This is a genomic window from Facklamia sp. P12955, from assembly GCF_050409565.1.
In the GTDB taxonomy this organism is placed as follows: Bacteria; Bacillota; Bacilli; order Lactobacillales; family Aerococcaceae; genus Facklamia.
In genome coordinates this window covers 12,215-37,824 of the sequence record NZ_JBNUPF010000022.1, presented here as the reverse complement: position 1 = coordinate 37,824, position 25,610 = coordinate 12,215, and the positions used below count along the sequence as shown (strand labels likewise).

The 25,610-nt window shown below is 35.0% G+C and carries 22 protein-coding genes and 1 pseudogene; 20 read left to right on the top strand and 3 right to left on the bottom strand.

All coding sequences use genetic code 11. The annotated features are described in order from the left end of the window. Positions 1–65: 65 nt before the first annotated feature. The 18 genes and pseudogenes from ACQV2G_RS07085 to ACQV2G_RS07000 all read left to right on the top strand — a co-directional run. Positions 66–911: pseudogene (locus tag ACQV2G_RS07085) on the top strand (phage tail protein); the annotation flags it as partial. Next, positions 912–2,702, top strand: a complete 1,791-nt coding sequence (locus tag ACQV2G_RS07080) for a DUF859 family phage minor structural protein (RefSeq protein WP_428876461.1) — start codon at positions 912–914, stop codon at positions 2,700–2,702. A gap of 47 nt (positions 2,703–2,749) precedes the next feature. Next, on the top strand, positions 2,750–3,169 hold the full coding sequence (locus tag ACQV2G_RS07075; RefSeq protein WP_428876460.1) for a phage holin family protein: 420 nt from the start codon (positions 2,750–2,752) through the stop codon (positions 3,167–3,169). After that, entirely contained in the window at positions 3,162–4,148 is a 987-nt protein-coding gene (locus ACQV2G_RS07070) for an N-acetylmuramoyl-L-alanine amidase (protein WP_428876458.1), read from the top strand. The genes ACQV2G_RS07075 and ACQV2G_RS07070 overlap by 8 nt, the downstream gene beginning before the upstream one ends. Before the next feature lie 116 nt (positions 4,149–4,264). Further along, complete coding sequence (locus ACQV2G_RS07065; RefSeq protein ID WP_428876457.1) at positions 4,265–4,666, top strand: RNA polymerase subunit sigma-70; 402 nt, start codon at positions 4,265–4,267, stop codon at positions 4,664–4,666. Beyond that, positions 4,659–4,835, top strand: a complete 177-nt coding sequence (locus tag ACQV2G_RS07060; RefSeq protein WP_428876456.1) for an SHOCT domain-containing protein — start codon at positions 4,659–4,661, stop codon at positions 4,833–4,835. The genes ACQV2G_RS07065 and ACQV2G_RS07060 overlap by 8 nt, the downstream gene beginning before the upstream one ends. 43 nt (positions 4,836–4,878) lie before the next feature. Beyond that, positions 4,879–6,654: a recombinase family protein gene (locus ACQV2G_RS07055; protein WP_428876455.1), complete on the top strand. Its 1,776-nt coding sequence runs from the start codon at positions 4,879–4,881 to the stop codon at positions 6,652–6,654. Continuing rightward, a complete protein-coding gene (locus ACQV2G_RS07050; RefSeq protein WP_428876454.1) occupies positions 6,636–8,213 on the top strand; it encodes a recombinase family protein in 1,578 nt (525 codons plus the stop codon). The genes ACQV2G_RS07055 and ACQV2G_RS07050 overlap by 19 nt, the downstream gene beginning before the upstream one ends. Before the next feature lie 113 nt (positions 8,214–8,326). Further along, on the top strand, positions 8,327–9,223 hold the full coding sequence (locus tag ACQV2G_RS07045) for a GIY-YIG nuclease family protein (RefSeq protein WP_428876452.1): 897 nt from the start codon (positions 8,327–8,329) through the stop codon (positions 9,221–9,223). Further along, positions 9,216–9,794 carry a hypothetical protein gene (locus tag ACQV2G_RS07040; protein WP_428876451.1) on the top strand — a complete coding sequence of 193 codons (579 nt, stop codon included), beginning with the start codon at positions 9,216–9,218 and terminating at the stop codon, positions 9,792–9,794. Before ACQV2G_RS07045 ends, ACQV2G_RS07040 begins: the two co-directional genes overlap by 8 nt. A gap of 220 nt (positions 9,795–10,014) precedes the next feature. Continuing rightward, the gene (locus ACQV2G_RS07035) at positions 10,015–10,332 is read left to right on the top strand and encodes a hypothetical protein (protein ID WP_428876449.1); all 318 of its coding nucleotides are present in this window, start codon (positions 10,015–10,017) and stop codon (positions 10,330–10,332) included. A gap of 384 nt (positions 10,333–10,716) precedes the next feature. Next, complete coding sequence (locus ACQV2G_RS07030) at positions 10,717–11,046, top strand: hypothetical protein (protein WP_428876448.1); 330 nt, start codon at positions 10,717–10,719, stop codon at positions 11,044–11,046. Between the two features lie 183 nt (positions 11,047–11,229). After that, positions 11,230–11,583 (top strand): ASCH domain-containing protein, encoded by a 354-nt coding sequence (locus ACQV2G_RS07025; protein ID WP_428876465.1) that lies wholly within the window; start codon positions 11,230–11,232, stop codon positions 11,581–11,583. Between the two features lie 1,058 nt (positions 11,584–12,641). Next, a complete protein-coding gene (locus ACQV2G_RS07020; RefSeq protein WP_428874098.1) occupies positions 12,642–13,274 on the top strand; it encodes a GntR family transcriptional regulator in 633 nt (210 codons plus the stop codon). 234 nt (positions 13,275–13,508) lie between these two features. Continuing rightward, positions 13,509–13,880: a GrdX family protein gene (locus tag ACQV2G_RS07015; protein ID WP_428876447.1), complete on the top strand. Its 372-nt coding sequence runs from the start codon at positions 13,509–13,511 to the stop codon at positions 13,878–13,880. 12 nt (positions 13,881–13,892) lie between these two features. Continuing rightward, positions 13,893–15,179, top strand: coding sequence for a glycine/sarcosine/betaine reductase component B subunit (locus tag ACQV2G_RS07010; RefSeq protein ID WP_428874100.1), 1,287 nt, complete (start codon positions 13,893–13,895; stop codon positions 15,177–15,179). Positions 15,180–15,195: 16 nt separating this feature from the next. Then, on the top strand, positions 15,196–16,491 hold the full coding sequence (locus ACQV2G_RS07005) for a glycine/betaine/sarcosine/D-proline family reductase selenoprotein B (RefSeq protein ID WP_428876446.1): 1,296 nt from the start codon (positions 15,196–15,198) through the stop codon (positions 16,489–16,491). Between the two features lie 145 nt (positions 16,492–16,636). Next, a complete protein-coding gene (locus ACQV2G_RS07000) occupies positions 16,637–17,734 on the top strand; it encodes a YkvI family membrane protein (protein WP_428874102.1) in 1,098 nt (365 codons plus the stop codon). 856 nt (positions 17,735–18,590) lie between these two features. Here the strand turns inward: ACQV2G_RS07000 and ACQV2G_RS06995 are convergent. The 3 genes from ACQV2G_RS06995 to ACQV2G_RS06985 all read right to left on the bottom strand — a co-directional run bounded on the left by ACQV2G_RS06995 (position 18,591) and on the right by ACQV2G_RS06985 (position 21,352). Continuing rightward, the gene (locus tag ACQV2G_RS06995; protein ID WP_428876445.1) at positions 18,591–19,847 is read right to left on the bottom strand and encodes a hypothetical protein; all 1,257 of its coding nucleotides are present in this window, start codon (positions 19,845–19,847) and stop codon (positions 18,591–18,593) included. Then, positions 19,840–20,448 carry an ATP-binding cassette domain-containing protein gene (locus ACQV2G_RS06990; RefSeq protein WP_428876464.1) on the bottom strand — a complete coding sequence of 203 codons (609 nt, stop codon included), beginning with the start codon at positions 20,446–20,448 and terminating at the stop codon, positions 19,840–19,842. The genes ACQV2G_RS06995 and ACQV2G_RS06990 overlap by 8 nt, the downstream gene beginning before the upstream one ends. Before the next feature lie 316 nt (positions 20,449–20,764). After that, the gene (locus ACQV2G_RS06985) at positions 20,765–21,352 is read right to left on the bottom strand and encodes a TetR/AcrR family transcriptional regulator C-terminal domain-containing protein (RefSeq protein ID WP_428874105.1); all 588 of its coding nucleotides are present in this window, start codon (positions 21,350–21,352) and stop codon (positions 20,765–20,767) included. Positions 21,353–21,516: 164 nt separating this feature from the next. Here ACQV2G_RS06985 and ACQV2G_RS06980 point away from each other — a divergent pair, with 164 nt between their 5' ends. Both ACQV2G_RS06980 and ACQV2G_RS06975 read left to right on the top strand, forming a co-directional pair. Then, positions 21,517–23,580, top strand: coding sequence for an efflux RND transporter permease subunit (locus tag ACQV2G_RS06980; protein ID WP_428875268.1), 2,064 nt, complete (start codon positions 21,517–21,519; stop codon positions 23,578–23,580). A gap of 2 nt (positions 23,581–23,582) precedes the next feature. Continuing rightward, positions 23,583–25,583, top strand: coding sequence for a hypothetical protein (locus ACQV2G_RS06975; protein ID WP_428876444.1), 2,001 nt, complete (start codon positions 23,583–23,585; stop codon positions 25,581–25,583). Positions 25,584–25,610 lie beyond the last annotated feature (27 nt).

Below are 25,610 nucleotides of genomic sequence, written 5' to 3'. Positions count from 1 at the left end.
TGAAGTAACCAGTCGGTTACCTCACCTACTCATCAACCCTATTTGACAAAGAGCCAAGCTATGGCCATATTACAAAAGTAGTCCACCATGAAAATATAACGGATGAAACTAATTTATTAAAGGCTGGACAGAGAGATTTAGCGGATGCACTTGGTATTACAACTACAATAACTCTTTCAGCAGCAGACCTTTCAAGGGCGGGATATAAAGTCTCGCCTTTTTCAGTTGGAACATATATACCTGTAAAAGTATCAAATCTATCTATAGATAAGAAGATGCTTATTAAATCTATTTTTATAGATCTTTTAAGTCCTGAAAGTAACAGCATCACAATCGGTAGTTCAGAAAGGTCCTTTACACAGGAACAGATTAATACCAAAGAAACAATCAAAACTGTAAATAGAAATTTAGAGGAAAGCATCAAGGCTGCTAGTGTAGTGGCAACAGTTCGTGCTGTAAGAGAGGCAAACTCCAATATTAATCAGTCTGCAGAACAAATTAGAAGTGAAGTATCAGATGCCTACTATAACAAGGAAAAGGCTGATGAATTATTAGAGTCTATTAGAACAATTATCACGCAGACTGCAAGTGGAATAGAACTAACCTTCAATCAATATAAATCAGAGCAAGCAAAAATTAATGGTGATACATCAAACAGATTTGCTGAAATTACGAAATATATCAGATTTGTTGATGGAGATATCTTGCTGGGTGAAGAAGGCAATCCACTGACACTAAGAATTGAAAATGACAGAATCAATTTTATGGAAAATGGTGCAAGTAGTGCCTACTGGCAGAATAGAAAATTTTATGCAGTGGATGGAGAGTTTATTAACAGCTTAAAGCTTGGAAAATTTGCTTTTATTCCAAGAACAACTGGCAATTTAAGTTTTATAAAGGTGGTGGATTAGATGGCAAGTAGTGGATCCTTTAGTACAAGTAAATATGCTGTACGTTACTTAACCTTTAACTGGAGTGTAGCAAGTCAATCAATAGACAGTAATAAAACAGTTATTAATTGGAATATTAAAGGTGCTGGTGGTGACACATATTCTTGGTATATGGCAGGTAACTTTAAAGTAGTTATTAACGGTTCAGTTGTATATAGTTCATCATCTAGAATTAAACTTTTTAATGGAACTACTGTTGCAGGTGGCTCATTTACAATCAGCCACAATTCAGATGGTTCTAAAAGCTTTAGCGCAAGTGCTGAGGCAGGAATTTATACTTTTGCAGTTAACTGTTCAGGTAGTGGTTCTTGGTCACTACCTACTATTGAAAGGGCAACTCAACCTTCGGTCAGTAAAACAAGTGCTACTTATGGAGATAAGATTGTTATTAACCTTCCAAGAGCATCAAGCAGTTTCACTCATACAATCCAAGCAGGTGTTGATGGAAAGCTTTATTTTACAAATATTGCTACGGGTGTAGGGACTTCATATACATGGACGATTCCAAAAGACTGGGCTAAGTATCTACCAACTAAATCTCACAAAATAAGAGTTAGAGCAATAACCTATTCTGGAAGTACACAAATAGGAACTAAGGAAGCCAGTTCAATAAGTGTTTCACCTACATCAGATATGAAACCTGTAATATCAATTTCTCTTTCTGATGATATGAAATATAAGGATAAATACGGTGGTTTTGTAAAAGGACAGTCAAAGATTAGAGCAAAAGTAACTGAAAAGTTATATGCCGGAACGACTATAAGTTCTAGGTCACTTTCCTTAAATGGTGTTAATTATCAGACTTCAGAACAGGTATCTGAAGTGATTATAAGTATTTCACAGACTGTAAGTGCATTAGTAACAGATGCACGTGGTCTTACTGGATCTGCAAGTGTAAAGCCAACTGTTTATGATTGGTATATTCCTAAGATAGGAACCTTTCGTGCTGAAAGATGTAACTCAAGTGGTAGCAGTGATGAAGTAGGTAATTATATTAGGCTTGATTACTCTGTGGAAGTAGCACCTGTTAATAACAAAAACTCTAAGTCTTTGAAGTATGGATATAAGAAACAGTCAGATACTTCATGGACAATAAAGGATATTTCACTAAGTAGCTATTCAAAATCTGGAAATGTGGAGACACCTGCAAGTGGAGAGTATTCCTGGGATTTAAAGATTGACTTAAAGGATGACTTTACAACAGCTTCTTTGTATTTAAAAGTTGGTACTGCCTATGTGCTTATGGATTTTCATAAATCTGGAAGAGGTATAGCTATTGGTAAGGTTTCAGAGCGAGAGAAGATGTTTGAAATTGCCAGAGATTTTGAAGTAAAGTTGAAAGGTGAAAATATAGAAACTTATATTAAAAACCAAATACTAAAGTCTTATCCTGTAGGAAGTATTTTCCTTATGACTAGTAATATTAATCCTTCAAGCTTTATTGGCGGAACCTGGAGCAGATTTGCTAAAGGAAGAACTTTAATAGGAGTTGATGAAAATGATGCTGACTTTAAGAGTTCCAAAAAGACTGGGGGAAGTAAAGATTTACCATTACCTTTAGTTGGTGATATGGGCTATGGAACTGGAAAGGGATATTTTTTGAATACAACTACAATGACAAAGTATGGTATCACAGGTAGAGGATGGGATATTCAAGCTAGTAATGAAATTAAGCCTAATGTGCGAAAACCTAGCAATTACAATAAATTAGAGCCATACATTACAACATATATTTGGGAAAGGATTAGTTAGTAGCAGCTAGAAATAGCTGTTTTTTTATTACAAAGGAGGAATTTAATATGAAGGAATTTTGGAGTACGATCCAGCTTACTTTTACTGGAATTGGGGCATGGCTTGGATATTTTTTAGGAGGGTGCGATGGACTTATCATTACACTTCTTTTATTTGTAGTCATCGATTACATCACAGGAATAATGTGTGCGATAGCAGATAAGAAGTTATCTAGTTCTGTAGGGTTTAAAGGCATCTGTAGAAAGGTGCTTATTTTTATGCTCGTAGGTATCGCCAACATTATTGATGTTCAGATTATCAAGTCTGGAAGTGTGCTAAGAACGGCAGTTGTTTTCTTTTACCTTTCAAATGAAGGACTTTCATTAATAGAAAATGCTGCACATCTTGGACTACCTGTACCTGACAAATTAAAAGCAGTTTTAGAACAGTTACATGATAAGGAAAGAGGAGGAAAAGAACATGAGTAACAGTAGTTTAGTAAATATAACAATGCTTAGTCCAAATCATAGTGGACACAGAAATCAGCCGATTACAAAAATAGCAATCCACCATACAGCAGGTGCAATTAGTGCAGCTACTATTGGTAACATTTTTAAGCCTACATCAAGGCAGGCATCTTGCAATTATGGAATAGGAAATGATAAAAAGATTGTATTATGTGTTGATGAGAGTAATCGCTCTTGGTGTACATCAAGTTCTTGGTGCGACAATAGAGCGGTTACCATTGAAGTATCAAATTCAGCAAATGGCGGTAACTGGCCAGTAAGCGATAGAATTCTTGCCACGCTGATTGACTTAGTTACAGATATCTGTAAGAGAAATGGAATCAAGAATTGTACCTATACTGGTGGAAAAGATGGGGTTCTGCAAAAGCATGAATGGTATGCCAACACCAATTGCCCTGGACCATATCTTGGTAGCAAGTTTTCATATATAGCAAGTGAAGTAAATAAGAAACTTGTTGGTGGTAGTTCAAATAAACCAAGCACAGGTATTTCTTCTTTATACAGATTAAGAAAGTCATGGGCTGATGCAAAGAGCCAAAAGGGTGCATTTAGAAATCTAGATAATGCTAAAAAGTGTGCCAATGAAAATAATGGATATTCTGTTTATGATGCAAATGGAAATGTTGTCTATCCAGTAACAACATCTTCTTCAAAAAGCATAGACACTCTAGCAAGAGAGGTGCTTAATGGAAACTGGGGTAATGGAGGGGATAGAGTAAATCGTCTAAGAGCGGCAGGTTATGATTACAATGCTGTTCAAAATAGGGTGAATGAACTCTTATCAGGAATTGCAAGCAAGCCTAGTGGTAAGTCAATTGATACTTTGGCACGTGAGGTTATCCGAGGTGATTGGGGTAACGGACAAGATAGAAAAAACAGACTTGAAAGAGCTGGATATGATTACAACGCAGTACAAAAACGAGTCAACGAAATTTTATAACTAGAAAAAATTAGCCTGAGGGTTATTCCTTAACTGGAATAATCTTCAGGCTTTTTTTATTTTGGCCGGAAAAATATCTTTGAAACTCCCTTAGGTAGTTAGGAGGGAGAAGCTTTATGAATTTAGAAGAAAAGGAAAAGATAAAGAAACTTAGAGAAGAAGGTCTAGGATATAAGAAAATTTCAAATGAGCTTGGAATAAGTGTAAACACTATCAAGTCATTTTGTAGGAACAATAACTTAGCTGGAACTTTTACTCCTAAGAAATGTTGTTGCGAAGAGTGTGGAAAAGAAATCATTCAAAAAGAGCACACCAAGAAAAAAATCTTCTGCAGTGAAAGTTGTAAAAGATCTTGGTGGAACAAAAATAGGATAAAGCTAGATAAGACAAAACTTGAGGAATATACCTGTCTTAATTGCCATAAATCATTTAAGGCTTATCCTCATGAAAATAGAAAATACTGCTGTCATACCTGCTATATAGAGGATAGGTTTAGAGGCGGTGATGGTGATGAATAAAGAGGAACACTCTGAAATGATGTATCAATTATCTATCTCCAGTGCTGTAAAAATGCTCAAAAATCACATTATAAATAAGGAAGAATTCGAAGAAATGAATTGTATCCTACTGGAAAAATATCATCCATTTATAGGGGAGCTTTTCTCACTGAATGACTTGATATATTAAGCGTTTAGAGTGATGTATATACACTGACAAAGGAGGTAGACCAATGAAACAAGTACAAAAAATCGATGTGAAAAAGCCACTCATCGAAAAAAGAAAAAAGGTTGCTGCCTATGCCAGAGTATCTATGGAAACTGATAGACTTAAGCATTCCTTATCTGCACAGGTAAGTTATTACAGCAAACTAATTCAAAATAACCCTAAATGGGAATTTAAAGGTGTTTATTCTGATTATGGCATATCAGGAACAAGTACAACTAAAAGACCAGGCTTTATGGAAATGATTGAAGAGTGTGAAAAAGGAAATATTGATATTATCCTCACTAAGTCCATCAAGCGTTTTGCAAGAAACACAGTTGACCTATTGGAAGTAGTAAGACGCCTTAAATCAAAAAGCATTGAAGTTAGATTTGAAAATGAAAACATCAATTCCTTAAGTGGTGATGGAGAGCTGATGCTTTCCATCCTAGCTTCATTTGCACAGGAAGAATCAAGATCCATTTCAGAAAATGTGAAATGGGGTACGGTAAAAAGATTTAAGCAAGGAATACCAAATGGCAGATTTAATATATTCGGGTATGTTTGGGAAGGAGATAAACTCGTAATTGTTGAGGAAGAGGCGGAGATTGTAAGAAGAATATATTCAGAATATCTTTCTGGAAAATCAAGGATGCAGATTGAGAAGATGTTTGCTAAAGAAGGTATAACAACTAGGCGAGGCTATAGCTGGGTAGACTCTAACATAAAAGTAATCTTAAGAAACATCACTTACACAGGAAACCTGCTATTCCAAAAAGAATATGTAGTTGATCCAATTACTAAAAAGCGAAAGCTTAATAGGGGTGAACTACCTCAATATTATGTAGAAAATACACATGAGGCAATTATTCCAAAAGAAACCTACGACAAAGTGCAGGTTGAAATGGAAAGAAGAAGGGCTGCTGGGGCAATTGGTAACCCTGCAATACCAACAACGGAAATGACTGGAAAAATACGATGCCCACACTGTGGTAAGAATTTTCAAAGTAGCGTTAGAAATTTAGTTAATGGAAAAAATAAGTATTGGGTTTGTGCTACAAGAAAAGCAGGACATGGTAATCCCTGCCATACCGGGGATATAAACGATAGGCTAATAAAAGAAATTATCTGTGAAGTATTAGAAATAGAAGAATATGATCCTGAGATTTTTACTAAAGAGATAGATCATATTGATGTGATTAAAAAAGAAAAATTTATATTCTACCTTAAAGATGGAAGAATAGTTGAAAAACTATATAGAAAGATAGATAGAAAGAAATATTTTACTGAAGAGGTTAGAGCAAAAATATCTGAGCAAAGAAAAAATAAACATAAGTATCACAGGAAAAATCCAGCCACACCTTTTACAGGACTCATTGAATGTGATAGGTGTGGTAATTCATTTAATTCCTTAAAATCAACACTTAAGACGGGAGAGAAAATAACATACCTTTCCTGCAGAACAAAAAGAAGTGAATGTCCACATAACTCAATTCAAGAAGGAACGCTTAAAAAACTATTATGCGAGGTGCTAGAACTTGATGAGTTTGATGAGAAGGTAATGGATGAAAAAATTGAAAAGATATACATTGCTGATAACAAAGTAAGGTTTAAGTTCAAAGATGACCATGAGGATATAAGAGAATATCTTGAGAAGAAACGTGGTACTCCTTGGACTAAGGAAAGGCATGAAAAACAGATCCTTAAAATGCATGAATACTGGAAAGATGAAGAACACAGAAAAGAAGCAAGCGAGAGAATGAAGAAAATAAGGAGTGAGAAAAAATGGTCAATAAGAAAGTAACCACAATACCTGCAACCATTAGTAAATTTAATCTGGCTCCAATTAATGAGGTGAAGAAGCGAAGAGTTGCAGGACATGCCAGAGTATCAACGGATAGCGAAGAACAGCAAACTTCCTATGAGGCACAGGTTGACTACTATACAAATTACATCAAAAGTAGAGAGGATTGGGAGTTCGTACAAGTTTACACTGATGATGGAATATCAGCTACCAACACCAAAAAGCGTGATGGTTTTAAGCGAATGGTAAAAGATGCTCTTGACGGGAAGATTGACCTTATTGTTACAAAGTCAGTTAGTCGATTTGCCAGAAATACCGTAGATAGTTTATCTACCATCAGAAAGTTAAAGGAACATGGAACGGAAGTATTCTTTGAAAAAGAAAACATCTGGACTTTTGATAGTAAGGGAGAACTGCTGATTACAATCATGTCCAGTCTAGCTCAAGAAGAGTCCAGATCCATTTCAGAAAACTGCACATGGGGCCAAAGAAAAAGATTTGCTGATGGTAAGGTGACAGTTCCTTTTGAGCGATTTCTAGGCTATGACAGGGGAGAAGATGGAAACCTAGTTGTTAATCCTGAGCAAGCAAAAGTTGTAAAAAAGATTTATAGACTTTTCCTTCAAGGATATTCACCTTTTGGAATTGCAAAAGAGCTGACTGGTGAGGGAATATTAACACCCGGTGGGAAAAAGAAATGGTCGGCAAGAACAGTTACAGCAATTCTTAGTAATGAGAAATATAAAGGTGATGCACTCCTTCAAAAGTCATTTACAGTTGATTTTTTAACCAAGGAAAAGAAAAAGAACGAGGGTGAAACACCTCAATATTATGTAACCGGGAACCACGAGGCTATTATTCCACCAAGTACATTTGATAGGGTGCAGAGGTTACTAGAGCAAAGAAAAGCTGGAAAGAATCGAATTTCAAGCGTCAGCATTTACTCTAGTAAGATTATATGTGGAGATTGTGGATCCTGGTACGGTTCAAAAACGTGGCATTCAACAAGTAAGTACCGTCAGAAGATTTGGCAATGTAATCATAAGTTTGAAGAAAAATGTACTACTCCACATTTGACTGAAGAAGAAATTCAAAAACTATTTTTAGAAGCAGTAAATAAGCTAGTTGAAAATAAGAAGGAAATCATCAGCAACCATAAGGAAATGGCAAATATAATCTTTGATACCTCAACGCTTGAGGAAGAAAAGCTAGAACTTGAAGAAGAACTTAATATTGTAGCTGAACAAGTGAATGAATGCATTAATGAGAATGCTAGAAAAGTTCAAAATCAAGAGGCGTATGAATTAAGCTATACTAGCCTAGTAAATAGGTTTAATGCCTCAAACGCTAGACTTGAAGAAGTTAAACAAATCATCATTGAAAAACAATCTAAGCGTGATGAGGTAGAGGACTTTATAAAGGAACTGGAAAAGCAGGAACTACAGACAACATTCGATAAAAATGTATGGCTTAGCATGGTAAACTACCTTACGGTGCATCATAATGGAAAGATTGAATTTACATTCCTTGATGGCAGCCAGGTAGAATTAAATAGATAAAGATAGAGACAGACACTTCAATAAAATTGGTGAAGTGTCTGTTTGTGCTTTATAATAATAGCTATAGAAGGTATAATATATAATAAATATTTGTACTTTTGGAGATGTAGCAAATGAATAATAGTAAAAATTTTAATCTCTATTTGATGGATGGGGATGTAACAGGAAGAATAAAATGCACTCTGGCAAATTGGACAGGACTTGCTTATAAAATTCCAAGATCATATCTTGATAAGTGTAAAGATAGACAGGACTTAAAGCAGAGTGGAGTTTATTTTCTTTTTGGCAAAAATGATAATGGTGAAGATGAGGTATATATTGGACAAGCCGGTATTCGTAAAAATGGTGAAGGAGTCCTTTTTAGAGTAGCTGAACATTTAAAAGATGAAGCTTATTTTAGTGATGCGGTAATGCTTACTACTCAAAACAACTCATTCGGACCAACAGAGATAAGCTATCTTGAAAATAGGTTTACTAACATGTCTATTTCAACAGCTAGATTTAATGTAAGAAATGGAAATGATCCAAATCCAGGAAATGTGACAGAAGAAAAAGAATCAGAACTAGAAGATTTTGTTGAATACTCAAAAATGGTTCTTGGCGTTTTAGGTTACAAAGTATTTGTTCCTTTAGTTAAATCAACTGTAGAAGATATCGTTGAAGAAAATGAAGAATTAACACTTTATCTTTCAAGAAAAAGCAAAAAATCTAATAGGATAATCGAAGCAAAATGTATGAGGACTAATGAAGGCTTTGTTGTTTTGAAGGATAGTATGATTGAGGAAATTGACTCAAGAGCCATACCTAAAGGAATAAAAGATATTAGAGAAAAATGTAGAGCAACAGATGAAATCATAGATGGAAGGCTTACTAAAAACTATCTTTTCAATAGTCCGTCATATGCTGCTGCATTTGTACTAGGTATGCACACAAACGGTAAAACTGACTGGAAAACTGAAAATGGGTTAACTTTAAAAGAGTTTGAAGAGAAGGTGGATAATATTGAATAAAAAAATTATAGAAGTATCTATGAAATGGATTTTCCCTTCGATTAAAAATAGAAGTGTAGATTTGGAAGATAAGTTGTTTAACTTTAGGCTTGAAAAAGCAAGAGAGCAGTATATACAGGCTTGTAAAAGTGAGCTTGATGAAAAATATTTAGTTGATTGTGTAAATGAATTTCTTGACCAACTAGGGATGATGAAAATAACGAATCCTAAAATAGTACTAAAAAATACTGAATCACATAGAATATCATATAGTAAAATAAGATCAGAATATGGAAATCAGAAAGATGACATTGTATGGATAAAATTATCTGTTTCAGAGAGTGGAATAAAGATGATAAGTGTTATAGGTACTAGTGAAGATATATTTTTTACTAAAAATACTAAGAATAAATCATCTTCCGGTAAAATAAATGAAAAGTTGAAATTAGAGTGGGTGGAAGATTATGTGTACATTTTTCCTCTGTTGAATATTCCTGAGGGATTGTATCGATCGGATATAGAAAGTGGAATTGGAAACTATTTAATTGATAAAGGTTTTCCGATATTAGATTACTATTCTCACAATTATTAGTTAAAAGGAGAGATTCCTGACGGTTGCGATACCGTCTTTTTTTATGCCCAAAATAAAAAGTTTCAGAGTTCAAAGGAAAAGTTTAATTGTATCAAAGACAGTAAGAAACTAGATCCAACCTGTGGGTCTCGTGTCATAATTATGATAACGGCAAATAATAACGATGAATACGGGGTTTCCAGACCCTCGAATAGAAATAGAATAGTAAACTGGGGGAGTAATGGGCTATAAATTAATAGTGGAGAGCATTAAAGATGAAGGCAAGCTACTCCATGACATATGTGATTATATCCAAATAGACAATAAAACAATCGCCTTTGGTAACGATACAAGTCCCTCAAAAACTGATATTAGAATTAATTTTTATGTCAATAAGGATTGGGTCATTAAAATTAATTCAAAAAATGAATTAACTCAAAATGACTTTATTGAACTGATTAAAGTGATTGATAACTATAACAATAGTGCATTTATGTACCAAGTTACCTTCAATCTCCCGATGGAAATTACTTATATGAATTTAACTTGGAAAAAATAGAATTTGTTTCTTGGATTGAAGAATATGTTCCATACGAAATCTGTAACTTCAATGACTATTCAGACAATATAAAATTTGAAGTGTTAAAAAATACTGCCAAATATATGGCAAAAAATTCAAATAAAGATTTGATGAGTAGATGGAGTATGTGGTCAATCATTGAATTACCAGATTGAGAAGAAAAAATTGATGAGAAAGAACAAAATTATCATTTATTAAGAGAATGCTTATTGTCTATAAAACCAATCAAATTTAATTTCTACATTAGATGAGGTAAATCAGAACTGTAGGAATGGAATAAAAGAAGTTCTGCCTCAATTAAGAAAGTGCTCCATACAAGGCGATCTTAATGCAGCAAATATTTTAGTTAATAAGAATGAATTTGTGGGTCTAATTGATTTTAATATGTCTGGAACGGTAGTGAATAATAATAATATTCTTAACGAAACAAGATATGAATTATCTATGTATGATTTTGAGAATCTAACGGCGAAAGAAAGCTTCGAGAAAATGACCGACTATCGTAATGATTTACTGAATCATGTTTTTAAAATTTATGATTTAGATAATATCGAGCAGAGTGTTTGGGATGATTATCGAAGGATTGTAGATTTATTTTTATGGCCGAATGTTGGTTTATGGAATTATTTGATTAAAGAAGATATTCATGTTGATAAAGTTATGGATCTTATAACGTTAATAATCAAGAGTTAGTAAGAAATTTTAGGAGTTTACATCTGGGTTTCGTGTCATAATAATGACACAGGCAAATAGTCAAGTAAATACAAGGGTTTTAGAGCTTCTAACAAAGTTTAAAATCAAAAAAATGAGTTATTGATGTACTATGTAGCAGGGTTTTTCGATAATAAATATTGTAAACAGTACATCATTAGGGAGGTGAATAATTTGATTCATTATATGAACTTACATCCTGAACCTTTTCATAAAATAAAGTATAAGCAAAAAGATATTGAATTGCGATTATTAGATGAAAAAAGGCAAATGATACAAGTTGGAGATTTCATTAAGTTTACAAATACTGAGAATAGTGAATGTAAATTAAGTGCAGTCGTGGTTGCATTACATAAATTTCCATCATTTGATAAGTTGTATGAGTCATTATCTTTATTGCGATGTGGTTATACTATCGACAATATTAATCAAGCTTCATCAGCTGATATGGATGTATACTATCCAAAAGAAAAACAGCAAGAGTATGGTGTAGTTGGTATTGAGATAAGAGTATTATAAATTCGAATTTATAAGGTTAGCAATTCACCTGAATAGATATAAAATTTGTATTTATAAGTGTAGATATTAATATACGATTTAACAGCCGGGTCTTGTGTCATAATTATGACAACGGAAGATAGTAACGATAAACACTAGATTTCAAACCCTCTACTAGAGAAACAAAATATGAAATGAAATACTATTAGATCAATAAATTAATTATTTTGCTCTAAAAAGCATGAAAAAAGATAAATTATAATTTACAGGAGTTTTGATAAATGATAGAAAAAGTTGAATTCACGAATATGTGTATGATATGTGATGGCAGTAAGGTTATTGTCATTGATAGAAAATATGAATCAGGCTATCGAGAGAGTTGAGAAAATGAGAGATGTGTTTAAAGGATATTTGTAGTGGATGATGTTAAAATCTAAGTTATATTTTGCCATAATAAGACTCCCTAAAGTTGAATTTCATGGTCCAACTATAGGGGTCAGTACACTGATTGCCTCTGGTTATTTGTTTAATTGTTAAAAGACGAGATATTTAGTTATTAAAATAAAATCTTAAAAAAAACGCTTTCTAAATCAACCCAATTTTCAGTCATGAAAGATTATAGAAAGCGTCTTTTTTTGTGAAACTTCAATTTTATCTCAGTTTAAAACGTTTGGGTCCAAATAAATAGACGATCATTATACCTAAAACAAAATACTTTAAGGCATTAAGAATAAGAAGAGTGATGTCAATGATGGCTAATCGAATCTGAATTTTCTTTATAAAGACTGAACCAATTTGGTCATAGAAAATCTTATTAATATAGATAATTCCCTGATCATTGGAATAATCAGTCTTTCCTATTCGGATATCTTCGACTTTCACTTTTGCGGACTGGCTATCTATATAAAAGTTCTTTTAATTCGCTGTGCAAAATAAAATTGAGTGCTAACGTAAAGATAACCTAGGAGATTATACATAATTAAACATTATTTGATTTTCCTCAAAGATTGAGGTTATAATAAGTGAGGCCTATGTATAGTGTTATACAGAATGGCTTGATAGCTAAGAGGTGAAGAAGATTGGATCAGAAAAATTTAAGTATCTATAATCAATTGAAGCGTCGCATCATTGAGTTTGAATATAAACCCGGAAAAATACTCAATGAAGTTGATCTAGCTGAAGAGTTTGGCGTAAGTCGTTCACCGATTCGATCAGCCTTGCAAGAGCTAGAGCGAGATGATCTCATTAATATTGTGCCAAGGTTTGGAGCACAAGTTGCTCCTATCGATTTTCGTAATATCAAGGGGCTATTTGATGTAACAAAGCAACTAGATCCCTATGCGACTCGTCAAGCCGTAAAACGGATCACCCCCTCACAATTAGCAGAGTTGAAGCAAATTATTAAAAATTTAGAATCTTATTCTACTACAGCAAGTTATCAAGAGGCTATCAATGAAGATGAACGATTCCATCAAATTATTTTTCAAGCTTGTGATAATCGATGGTTAAAAGAAACACTAGCTCATCTTCATTTACATACCGAAAGATTGTGGCATTATTGTAATGATTACTTTGATGATATGACTATCTTTACCAGAACCTTCCGTAAAATCGTGCAAGCGATTGAAGATCAAGATGAAGAGGCAGCCGAACAATATGCTTACGAACATATTGAAGACTTTCTTTCTAGAATTAAAGAATCTCTCTTTTAAGAGTGAATGAAATATAGTTAAAAACCTTAAGGTCTTAGTAAAAAGATCTTAAGGTTTTTTTATGTAAATTTTTATTTTAAATAAATCAAAATTTTTATCTAAATACAATTGACATTCATCTGAAAAACAGTTAGTATATCAGTGAGGTGATGAGATGGTTTCAACCCACAATTTATTATTGGATGTAAGCGTTAGCATTGTCTTCATTAAAAGTGAAAAGATAGAGGTGGTGAAATGATTTTAACGAATAATATAACCGTCAATGAAAGCGGTAACATAATCTTGGTTGAAGGTGATCAATTAGCTGTTTTGAAAAAGGCACGTGACTTGATTCACAAAGGACATTATTTAATGACATCTCCTTTGGCCGCCAGTGGTCGGATGCATTTTTCTCCCGTACGGTCGATCTTGATATCAGATAAACCAGAAGGAGATAACACTCAGTCTCTTTTGGCAATTGAAAATAGCATAGAACTTTTACAAAACTCTTTAGCTACCCATACAGTGGATTACAAGAATAAGGAGGATTACGAATTTATTGATTACGAGCTTTTAAAAGTAGCTCTTAAAGAGGTAAGTGAGTTGGGAGATCGTTTTAACAAATAGGAGGGAATCAATTTGAAACTAGAAAGACGTAAAGTAAAAATTAATGATGTTGTCTTTGGCGATAAAAATGAAGTAGTAGGAGAAAAACTCGTTTTAAATCGCGAAGAATTAGTCAATTATATTAAGAGTTTGGACAATATTAAAGAGGTTACTGTCGATATCGCTAAACCAGGTGAAAAGACACGCATCATCCCTGTAAAAGATGTCATTGAACCACGGGTAAAAGTAGAAGGTGTTCCTGGATTTGCTGGGATAACTTCGCAGACTGGCCAGCTTGGGAATGGAGCTTATAACGTATTAGAAGGCGTTGCTATCGTTACAATTGGAGATATTGTCGGCTTCCAAGAAGGTGTGATTGATATGTGGGGAGAAGGAGCAAAATGGACGCCCTTCTCCAAGACTTTTAATTTAGTGGTGGATCTATCGGTAGTCGACGGATTAACAGCTCATGAACATGAATTAGCAGTTCGAATGGCAGGTCTGTTAATCTCTGAATATGTCGGACAGTTTGCAAAAGACGCTCCAGTCTATGAAATCGAAACGTTTGAAGTAGGATCAAATCCAGAAGAAACAGCTAAATATCCAGATCTTCCTAAGGTAGTCTATGCTGAGATGCTCATCACTCAAGGGCTTCTCCATGACTCTTATATCTATGGAGTGGATGCTAAAAATATTATTCCAACACTTCTGCATCCGCTGGAAGAACTGGATGGAGCAGTCGTTTCGGGCAACTGTGTAGCAGCTTGCGATAAGATTACGACTTATCAACATCAAACCAATCCAGTTATCTTAGAACTTTTGAAAAAACACGGCAAAGAAATTAATTTCCTTGGTGTGGTTATGGTTCCAGAACTAACAACCTTAGAAGGAAAATTTAGATCGTGTGATTTCACTGCTAAATTATGCAAGCAGTTGGGGGCAGATGGGGTGATTGTATCGGAAGAAGGATATGGAAATCCAGACTCTGACTTAGTCATGATTGCTGAACGATTAGAAAAACAAGGGATAAAAGCTGTTCTGATTACGGATGAATGTTCTGGTTGGGATGGAGCCAGTCAACCACTCGCAGACTCAAAACCAGAAGCAAAAGCTGTAATATCAACAGGAAACGTTTCTCACGTTGTAACATTACCAAAAGCGGACCGTATCCTGGGAGATCCAGAAGCGATTGCCAATTTGGCAGGAGGATGGGCTGGAGCCTATGATGCTGAAACCGGTGTTATGAAGTGTGAATTAAACGCTGTGATTGGAGCCACTTCAGAGATCGGATATCATAATTTGATGGTCACTGAGTATTAGAACGAGGAGGAAGACAATGGAAAAAAGAATCTTATATTATTTGAATCAGTTTTTTGGCCAGATTGGTGGAGAAGAGAATGCCGACTTTGCTCCCGTTTTAAAGGAAGGGACAGTCGGACCTGCCGTAGGATTTGAAAAGGAGTTGGGCGATGCAGGTAAAGTGGTCGCGACTTTTATTTGTGGCGATAACTATATCAATGAAAACAATGAAGCAGCTTTAGCTGAATTTAAGAAAGCAATGGATGAGATTCAACCGGATTTAGTAGTAGTCGGCCCCTCCTTTAATGCGGGCCGCTATGGGGTGGCTTCATCCTTAATTGCTCAGTTCGTGGTGGATAAATACGATATCCCTGTAGTATCAGGTATGTATGAAGAAAACCCAGGTCTTGAAATTACCAGACTAAAAGCATATACCGTTCCAACTGGAAATAGTGCAGTTGATATGCGATCTGCCTTACCTAAAATGGCTGCGATTGCGAAGAAAATATTAGCAGGCGAGCAAGTTATTCCTGAAGAAGATGGGATCTTCAAGCAAGGTAAGCGTATTACAGGCTTTTCCGATAAAATCGGTGCCGTTCGTGCGGTTGAGATGCTGATGAAACGTTTGAACAACGAAGAATATAAAACTGAAATGCCAATGCCTAGCTTTGACTTGGTTGAGCCAGCCCCTCCAATTAAGGACTTAACTAAAGCCACAATAGCTTTGGTAACTACTGGAGGGATTGTACCGGTAGGAAATCCCGATCGGATTCAGTCTGCCTCTGCTCAAAAATGGGGTAAATACAATATCGAAGATCATGCTAACCTTACAGGCGATTTCATCACCATTCATGGTGGTTTTGATCCCATCTATTGTAATGAATCGCCAGATCGTGTTCTTCCATTAGACTCTCTTAGAATAATGGAAAAAGAAGGCAAAATTGGTAAGGTTCATGAGAAATTCTACACCACGACAGGTACAGGTACGGCAGTTGGTAATGCCATCATATTCGGTAAAGAAATAGGAAAAGAATTGAAGGAAGCGGGAGTTGACGGAGTAATTCTTACCAGTACTTGAGGGACCTGTACACGTTGCGGAGCAACAATCGTTAAAGAAATCGAACGTTTTGGTATTCCAATTGTTCATATGGCTACAATTATTACCATTTCTCAATCTGTTGGAGCGAACCGAATTGTGCCAACAGTTGCTATTCCTCACCCTACTGGAGATCCATCCCTGGAGCGAAAAGATGAAGAGAAATTGCGCATGAAGATGGTTGAACGTGCGATAAATGCACTGAGCCAACCAGTAACGGAAGTTACGGTCTTCTAAATCCACTCGAATAGAGTGAATAGATTCTAAAATAATAAGAGCAGTCCCGATTGAATAGCTTTATAACTGTTCTATGGACTGCTTTTTTTAAAATTTACTTCTTCAGAATGACAAGATGTTCGAAAGTAGAAAAGAGGGGGAAAACATGGAAAAATCAAAAATGAACATTTGGACGATTCTAGGATTTACAGGCGCGTGTATCGCCTTTTACATTGGGGCCGGATTTGCGACAATGCAAGAAGTAATGCAATATGAGGCTTCCTATGGCTCACGATTTTGGATTGTCATAGCTGTTGCGGCAATCATTTATGTCTATACGAATTTATCCTTTGCGACCAATGGTAATCGCTTGAAACTTGAAAGAGGCGGCGACATATACCAACATTATACCGGTAAGTACATCGGTGCTTTCTTTGATTATTTTTCTGCCTTTTTCTGTTATATGTGTTTTATCGTTATGTGTGGAGGGGCGAATGCTACGGCCTCTCAACAATGGGGATTAGCAAACGGAGTAGGTGCATTGGTTCTAACCATTGCAGTAGTTGCTACAGCTGTCTTTGGATTAGACGGAATTATCAAGGCACTTAGTAAAATAGGACCGATTATTATTATTCTTATTCTGATTGTATCAACAATTACTGCGATCACTGGCTTTCCAAACTTCAGCGAAAATGTAAGCGCAATTGATCGAGGCGTTTATGATTTGGTTCAAGTAGGCGGCGACAATCCATTTTTTTCAGGCGCATCATACGGTGGCTTTGTTATTTTGTGGTTTGCAGCTTTTCTATCTGAAATTGGTGCAAAAAATAAATTAAAAGAAGTGAACACAGGAATGCTTCTATCTACCTTATTCATTTTCGGGGCAGCAGCCATTTGTTGTATCGCTTTAATTAGCTACATTGGTGAAACTGGTAAGGCTGATATTCCAGCATTGGTATTAGCTAATAAAGTGAACCCGGTATTTGCGCAAGCTTTTGCCGTTATTGTTTTTGCTGGAATCTATACCACGGCAGTTCCTCTACTCTGGACAGGGGTGGGTCGTGTGGCCACAGATGGAAGCTCACGCTATAAAATCTTAACCATTTTGGGTGGAGTTATTGGAATGGTAATCGCTATTTTCTTGCCCTACAAGGATCTTGTAAATGTCCTTTATGGAATTAATGGGTATTTAGGATTTATTCTGGTTGGTTTTATGGTTGTTCATGATATCCGAACAAAAATGGGTTCAAAATTGATTCAATAAATTAAATGTCTATACTCTATTTTAAATGGCTATTCTCTTTCTTCATTGATAGCAAGGGATCCAATCAACTAAGACCGCCATTCTTTGTGATTGCTTAAGTTCAAAATAGCATAATGTTTAAAGGCATGTTAAAGTTATAAAGGAAATTCTTAGTAAATGGTTAAGTGTATAGGTTAAAGAAGGGTTTTGACTGTAAGCTTTTTCCTTAACCAATGGGGAAAACAAAATCAAATGAATAAAAAGTAGGCAAATACAGACGGATAAATGAAGGTTTGAATAATATAGATGGTCTATGTAGTAGAGTTAAAATAGACTGGGCGATTATTGGATTGAGATTAAATAGCGAGAGAAAATAAAAGCACTCCCCTCAAAGTCATGTGGAATGGATTAGAAGGGAGTGCTATTCGCTGTGAGAAAAAGGTTTATTTATGGACTTTAAACGGTCATTTTATCAGATGGAAATTATTGAAATGATAAATATTTTGCATATTCTTTTGCGTATTTATCTCAGTCTAAAACGTTTGGGTCCAAATAAATAGACGATCATTATACCCAAAACAACATACAAGATCACGAATAAGAAAAAGCCGAATACCAAATAGTGAGTATAGGAAGATAATCTAACCATACTAAAATACAAAATATAGAGGACAAAATTGAGAATTCCACTATAGAAAGGGTTTTTTACCTTCATTTGATTGGTAAAGGGTTGAAACATGTAATAAGCAAAAAGAAAATGAAAGGTCATAAAGACATACCCACTGATTAAACTGGTGACCATCACTAAAACGCTTTGACTATCGAATAGATCCCAATGATAATAAGTGAATAATAGACCAATTAAAGCGACAATAAATTATGGACGATTGTACTTAAGCAACTGTTTTGTTCTAAAAACAATAGCAGTAGTTATATTTTCTTTCGCTCGATAAAAATGAAAGCTTAACAGTTTACGGTCCATATAGTAAAAGCTTGTTTTGGTAAAAAACTCACCTAAATACATACTTCTAGCAAGCAGTAATAATATTAATGGAATAAATTGTGAGAGCTTTTTAACAGCTGCAGGAGAGATGGGAATAAGGTACTTTAAAGCATTAAGAATAAGGAGAGCGATAATGATTAGGGCTAATCGAAACAAAATTTTCTTTTTAAAGACTGAACCAATTCGATCATAAAAAATCTTATTAAGATAGATAATTCCTTGATCATTGGAATAATCAGTCTTTCCTATTCGGATATCTTTGTCTTCCACTTTTGCGGACTGGCTATCTATTTCATCAACGAATTGTTGGGACTCCAGTAAATCGTTAATACTTAAAGACTTCAAAATAAATTGCTCCAGATAAGAAGTTTTTAAAGTGAAAATAATGGTTAGTAATAGCATAAAAAGTCCAGGGGCTAAAAAATTGATTGAGAAAAAGAAGGCATAATTAAACCCCAAATCTACCAAAGTACCGACTATTGCTAAAAGAAAGCCTACTCCACAAGTGAAAAAAACTAGAAAATTAGCCACTTTTTTGCCGAGAGGATAATTGTTGCGACACAAGTAGAGAAAGATACTTCTAATAAATAATCTTAGTCCAATCGAAAAAATAACAAATGAAAAGCCTTCAAGTAAAGTGATCTTGAAAATAAAAGAAAAGAGGAACATCCCAATACTAAATCCGACGATTTTAGGTCCATACTTCAAAAGATCATTGGCGATAGAGTAAAATCTAGGATTCACTCTAAAGATCTTAATATGCATATATTTATCTTCAGCGTTTTCAAAGGCGCTATAGATTTCAATCGCTACTGCCATCATTAGCATCACTAGTGATAGATAAAAAGGCCCATATTTTAAAAACATAATCTCTTCTGATTCGACATACTTATTCGAAAAAGTAGGAAGCAAAAGGCCGACAATCGCGATAAAAGCTATATTTGTTACAATGGGTTTTATCATTTGAAAGATTACTGAAAGTGGAGGTCCCCATTTAAGTAAGAATTTAGAGTGATATAACTTATTCGAAAAGATTTTTCCAATGAGAGGTATTCTTTGCAAATTAAAAATGAACCCATTGTAAAAACTAATCAGCTGATATTGGATTAAAAAGGTTAATATTTTATTCACCTCCTTTGTCCTCCTTTAAAAGTTCGACAATTTTCGATTCAAAATCTTCATCTTTTTTTAGGTGTTCAAAGGGTATGCATCTTCCATCACTTAATATGACTATTTCATCACATAGTTCTTTGGCAAGTTCAAGCATATGCGTAGAGAGAATCAAAATATGTTCTTTTTTTAATTCTTTTAATATTTTCTTTATCTCAGCCGCCATTACAACATCGATGGAAGTCAGTGGTTCATCTAAAAGAATTATTTTTTGTTTTCCAATGATAATTGAGAGGAGCGAGAGTTTCGATTTCATCCCATGCGAATAGTCTTTGATTAAGCGGTGTCTGTCTTCTTCAGAGAACGCCATCAAATCCAGGTAATGATCGGGAGCTTGACCTTCTCCGTTTAAATCATTAAAAAACTTAACATACTCATAGCCTGTTAAGAAATCGGGCAAAAAATTTTCTGAAAATAGCATGCCAACCTGCTCATAGCTGATATCAGAAAGCCTTCCGTTTTCTTCAAGAAAAAAGAGACCACCACTTTGTTCTAGTTCACCATAAATAATATTGAAAAAGGTCGTTTTACCTGCTCCATTTTTCCCTAAAAGACCATATATTTTGCCTGCTTCAAACTCAAAGTTAACGTCTTTTAAGACTTGTGTTTCTTTAAAATCTTTTTTTTAAGTGTTTTATTATTAACTTCATCCAATGGGCTCCTTACCTTTAATTAGTTTGAGTACTTTGTACCAGTAAAACTTAAGATAATAAAATCTTATCATACAAATTATTCATTAACGACTAAAAATTGAATGACAAAGGGGCTGATAACTGACGGTTTCGAGTATATTTCTGGCGAGTAAAGATCAAATAACTTTTATTAAGAAAACAAAGCCCCTGAGATCAGTCCAATCTGACTTCAGGGGTTTTTAATAGTTACTGATTAGCAAAGTGTTCATGTGTCCGTTCAAGATCAGGACGTATTCCTTCAAAGAGGGTAATAGAGATGTATTCAATATATTTTTCTTTATCTTTTTTATCTTTGTTGTGTGTCCAATTAGTCAGTAGGGAAGCAAAGGAATCGGTATAAAAGTCAATCAGGAAGTCCTTATAATCTTCAGGAATGACCATCTCTTTTGAAATGTCATCGACAATATTACGCATATTTTCAATGAAGTTATTATAGAAGAATTTTTTCAATTCATCTCTACCTAAGGCATTGATGGCTGAGCTAACTACGTGTTCATTTTCTTCCACATAGTTCATGGCAAAGCGCACCACTTCATCATATTCGGTAAAATAGTCATATTTTTGTATCGGTTCAATCGCTTCATCTTCAAACATCCAGTTGAGTAAATCGTAGATATTAGTAAAATGGTAATAAAAAGTTTTGCGGTTGACGCCACAGTCTTCTACAATTTCACGAATCGATATCTTGTCTAAGGCTTTTTTATTCATTAGTTTCTTTAAAGAATCAGCTAAAGCTCTTTTCGTCATTGTTGTTGTAATTCGTTCTTTTTTCATACTTCCTCCTTGAATGAACAATCGGACAAATAATATAAAATGTCTAAAAATAGGCCAACTGTCCTTATATTGAACATTGTCTAATATATCTAGCTCTAATATACTCTAAAAGTAGTCGTTTAACAATCCTATTTAACGACAATATTTTTATTTAAGGAGGAAGTATGGAAAAAGTATTTAGAAAGATATTGCAGCATGACAAGCTTGTCTTGTTCTTTTTTATGATTGGATCTGTAATAAGTCTATTAAGTGTGCCTAGAGTACAGGTGAACTATGATATGAATGATTATCTTCCTTCAGACAGTCCTTCTACGCAAGCTTTATCAATGATGGAGGAAGAGTTTGAAGGTCAAGTCCCTAATGCGCGTTTAATGCTAGAGAACCTAACCATTCCTCAAGCGTTAGCATTTAAGGATAAAATTAGTCAAATTAAAGGAGTGGATGAGGTCCTTTGGTTAGATGACACTGTTAACATAACGGAACCATTGGATCAATATGATCAAGAGCTTGTTGAGGCTTATTATAAAAACCAAAATGCATTGTATTCAATTACTATCGATGAAAGAGAGCGAATAAAAGCGGTTGATGCTCTGCGCGATTTGATAGGAAATAGGGGATATTTGGAGGGAGCGGCGGTTAACACGGCAGTTGCAGCTGAATCCACGGTTGAAGAAATCGGTAAAATCATTAAGGTTACGATTCCAGTTGTCTTAGTTATTTTATTAATTACGACCAATTATTGGTTTGAGCCCCTTATTTTATTGTTAACGATTGGGGTATCAATTCTTTTAAATGCTGGGTCAAACTTGCTTTTTGGTACCATTTCCTTTGTAACCAGCGGTGCTGGCAATATTTTGCTCTTAGCAGTATCGCTTGACTATTCGGTCTTTTTACTTCATCGTTTTGAAGAAAATCGGCAGCTAGGTATGGAAGCTGAGGCAGCGATGGTCAAAGCTTTAAGTCAATCACGTGGTTCGATCGCTTCTAGTGGCTTGACCACCGGCATTAGTTTTGCTGCATTGACCTTAATGCAATTTAAAATTGGCCCTGATTTAGGTATAGCCTTAGCTAAAGGGATTGTGATTAGCTTACTTACTGTTTTTATCTTATTACCAGTCTTGGTTATAAAAACCTACCGTTTAATGGAAAGGACGAAACATCAACCACTTCTACCACAATTTAGAAGATTAGGTAAGGGCGTTACTAAAATGATGTTTCCATTAGTAGTTGTTTTTGCTATTTTGGTAGTTCCTTCTTTTTTAGCGCAAAAGGAAAATAACTACTATTACGGCCCTGAACATATATTTGGACCAGAGACAAAACTGGGTCAAGATTCTGCGAAAATCAAGGAACACTTTGGTCAGTCCAATCGGATGGTTTTAATTGTACCTAAAGGTGAGCAGACTAAAGAAATCGCTCTGAGTAATCAGTTGAAAAAAATTCCTGAGGTCAAGGAGATCATTTCTTATGTAGATACCGTTGGGCCTGAAATCCCTAAAGAGTTTTTAGATGCAGAGACCCTAAAGCTATTAGAATCAGAAAACTATAGTCGAATGATTCTAACAGTTGATTCGGAATATGAAGGAGAAAAATCTTTTAACTTAGTTGAGGAAATACGTGAGGCAGCTGATAAATTCTACCCTCATCAAGCCCATTTGGCGGGAGAAAGTGCGAGTACTTACGACCTAATGGATACCATAACAAAGGATAACTTGAGCGTCAATTTGATCTCAACAGCTGCTGTATTCATTGTTTTAGCCATTAGTTTCAAATCAATAATTATTCCATTCATCTTGGTTTTATCCATCGAAACAGCTGTTTGGATTAACTTAGCCACTCCTTATTTCACTGATCAGGTTCTTTTTTATTTTTCATATTTACTTGTAGGAGCGATTCAATTGGGGGCTACTGTTGATTATGCCATATTGCTGGCAAGAAGATATTTAGAAAACCGTGAAAGGCTTGAGAGAAAAGCAGCCATTATCGAAACGATTTCTAATGTTACGGTTTCAATTATGACATCCGGATCTGCCATTGTTTTAGTAGGGTCACTACTTGGTTATATAACGACCCACGGTATTTTAATGCAATTAGGAAGGCTGCTAGCTAGGGGATCAGTCTTTTCTATTTTAATTGTCCTTTTTGTTTTACCTGGTTTGCTTTATTTATTTGACAAGCCGATTGAAAAATTAACTTATGGTTTAAAATTCGTGAAGGAGGAACACTAAATATGAAGACTCAATTAATCAATAAATTGGTAAGTGGAATAGTTATTATGAATATTTTAAGCAGCAGTTTACCCAATGTTTTGGCAAGGGAAGTGAATTTAGCTAAAGAGGAGGTTGTGTATGGACTGTTAAATTATGACGGAAGCCTTAATGATGCCTATATAGTTAATATTTTTGATCAGGAAGGGGATATTACCGATTACGGTGACTATACTGAGGTTAGAAATATGACATCGGAGACTGAGTTGAAGCTAAAGGAGGGAAGGGTCGACTTTACGAATGGTAAAGATAAGCTGTATTATGAAGGGAAATTAAATAATCAACAACTACCATGGGCAATTTCGATTAAGTATTTACTTAATCAACAAGAAGTAAGCGCTCAAGACTTGGTGGGTCAATCAGGCGATTTGGAAATACAATTAAGGATTAAAGAAAATGAACAAGTGGATCCTTTCTTTTTTAATAATTATGGTCTTCAGGCTACTTTAGTTTTTGATACTGAAAAAGTAAAAGCTATTCAAGCAGAAGAAGCAACTATCGCTAATGTGGGGAAAAACAAACAATTAACTTATACTGTTTTACCTAAACAAGGTGCCAATTTTTCAATCAAGGCTAAAGTAGAAAATTTTGAAATGGAGCCAATCGCTATTAATGGTATCAATATCAATTTGGGATTTGATTTGGAAGATGCCAACTTGCTTGAAAAAATTGAAGAATTACAAAGTGGTGTTAAGCAAATAGATGAGGGGGCAGGCGAATTAAAAGATGGAGCTTTGCAATTAAGTGAAGGGTCTGGTCAATTAGCAAGTGGTAGTCAGCGTTTAGAAGAAGGAGCTGTCAGGGTAAATAACGGAATTGTCACGCTAAAAAAAGGGATTGAGCAAATGCATGCCGGATTAGTGGAGCTCGATAGTCATTCCGAAGAATTGAGACAAGGTTCGGATCAATTTAAAGCACTAATCAATGCATCGAATGATCAATTAAGCTTGCTAGCAGAAAAGTTAGGTAAGCTGCAACAATTAAATCAAGCATCGATCGAAATGCAAGCCGGAATAGGGGAGTTAAATAGTGGGATTACCCAATTGAATCAAAGTGTAGGCTACCAGCAATATACAGCAGCTTTAGGACAGAATGGTTTAGACATGCAGCAATTGCAAGCAGGCAATAATAATGGAATGCAAGCCGTAAACAATTTAAACCTATCCTTATCCAGTGTCGCTTCTCAAATCAGGGCTTCAGAAATTGAGAATAAGGAAGAGCTAGCTGCTCAGCTTGATCAAGTCATTGCTCAGACACAAGCAGCGAATTTGGAACAAGTACTTGCGGCTAACAATGCGATGATTGATGCCACAGCCCAATATTTAGAGACAGTTTCTAGCTCAACTATGCAACTACAAGCAGGTAGTCAAGAGTTGACGACTGCTTATTCAGACTTTCACGCAGCCATTCAAGCAATGGTTAGTACTTCAGATGAGCTAGTAGCTGAACTACCTAAATTAAGTAGCGGTGTGGAAGATTTGGCAGTTAAATATACTCAATTTGATCAAGGACTCGATGATTATACGGGATCTCTTGGAAAGCTTGTGTCCAGTCATCAAGCTATTTTAAATGGTATTAGAAGTTTAAGTGAGGGCAGCGCCTCATTAGTGGAAGGCAGTTCTTCATTAGACGCTAATTTGAATCGATTAGTTAACGCTTCTAATGATTTATATGAGGGCAGCGACAAACTAAAGCAAGGTTCTAATAAGTTTAAGAATAAAACAGCCGGCTTAGATCAAGAAGTAGAGCAAGAAATTGATGCGACTCTTTCTGAACTGACAGGAAATGCCAATCAACCGATTTCTTACGCTTCAAGCAAGAATGGAAAAATCAAGTCCGTGCAGTTTGTCTTGAAGACAGAAAAAATACAAGCAGACAAAGAAGAGCCAGAACTCGAGCGAGAAGAATCGCAACCTTCAGTCTGGGAAAAAATAAAAGATTTATTCCAAAAGAAAGAGGATTAAATAATTCATAAAATATTTATAGTTGTT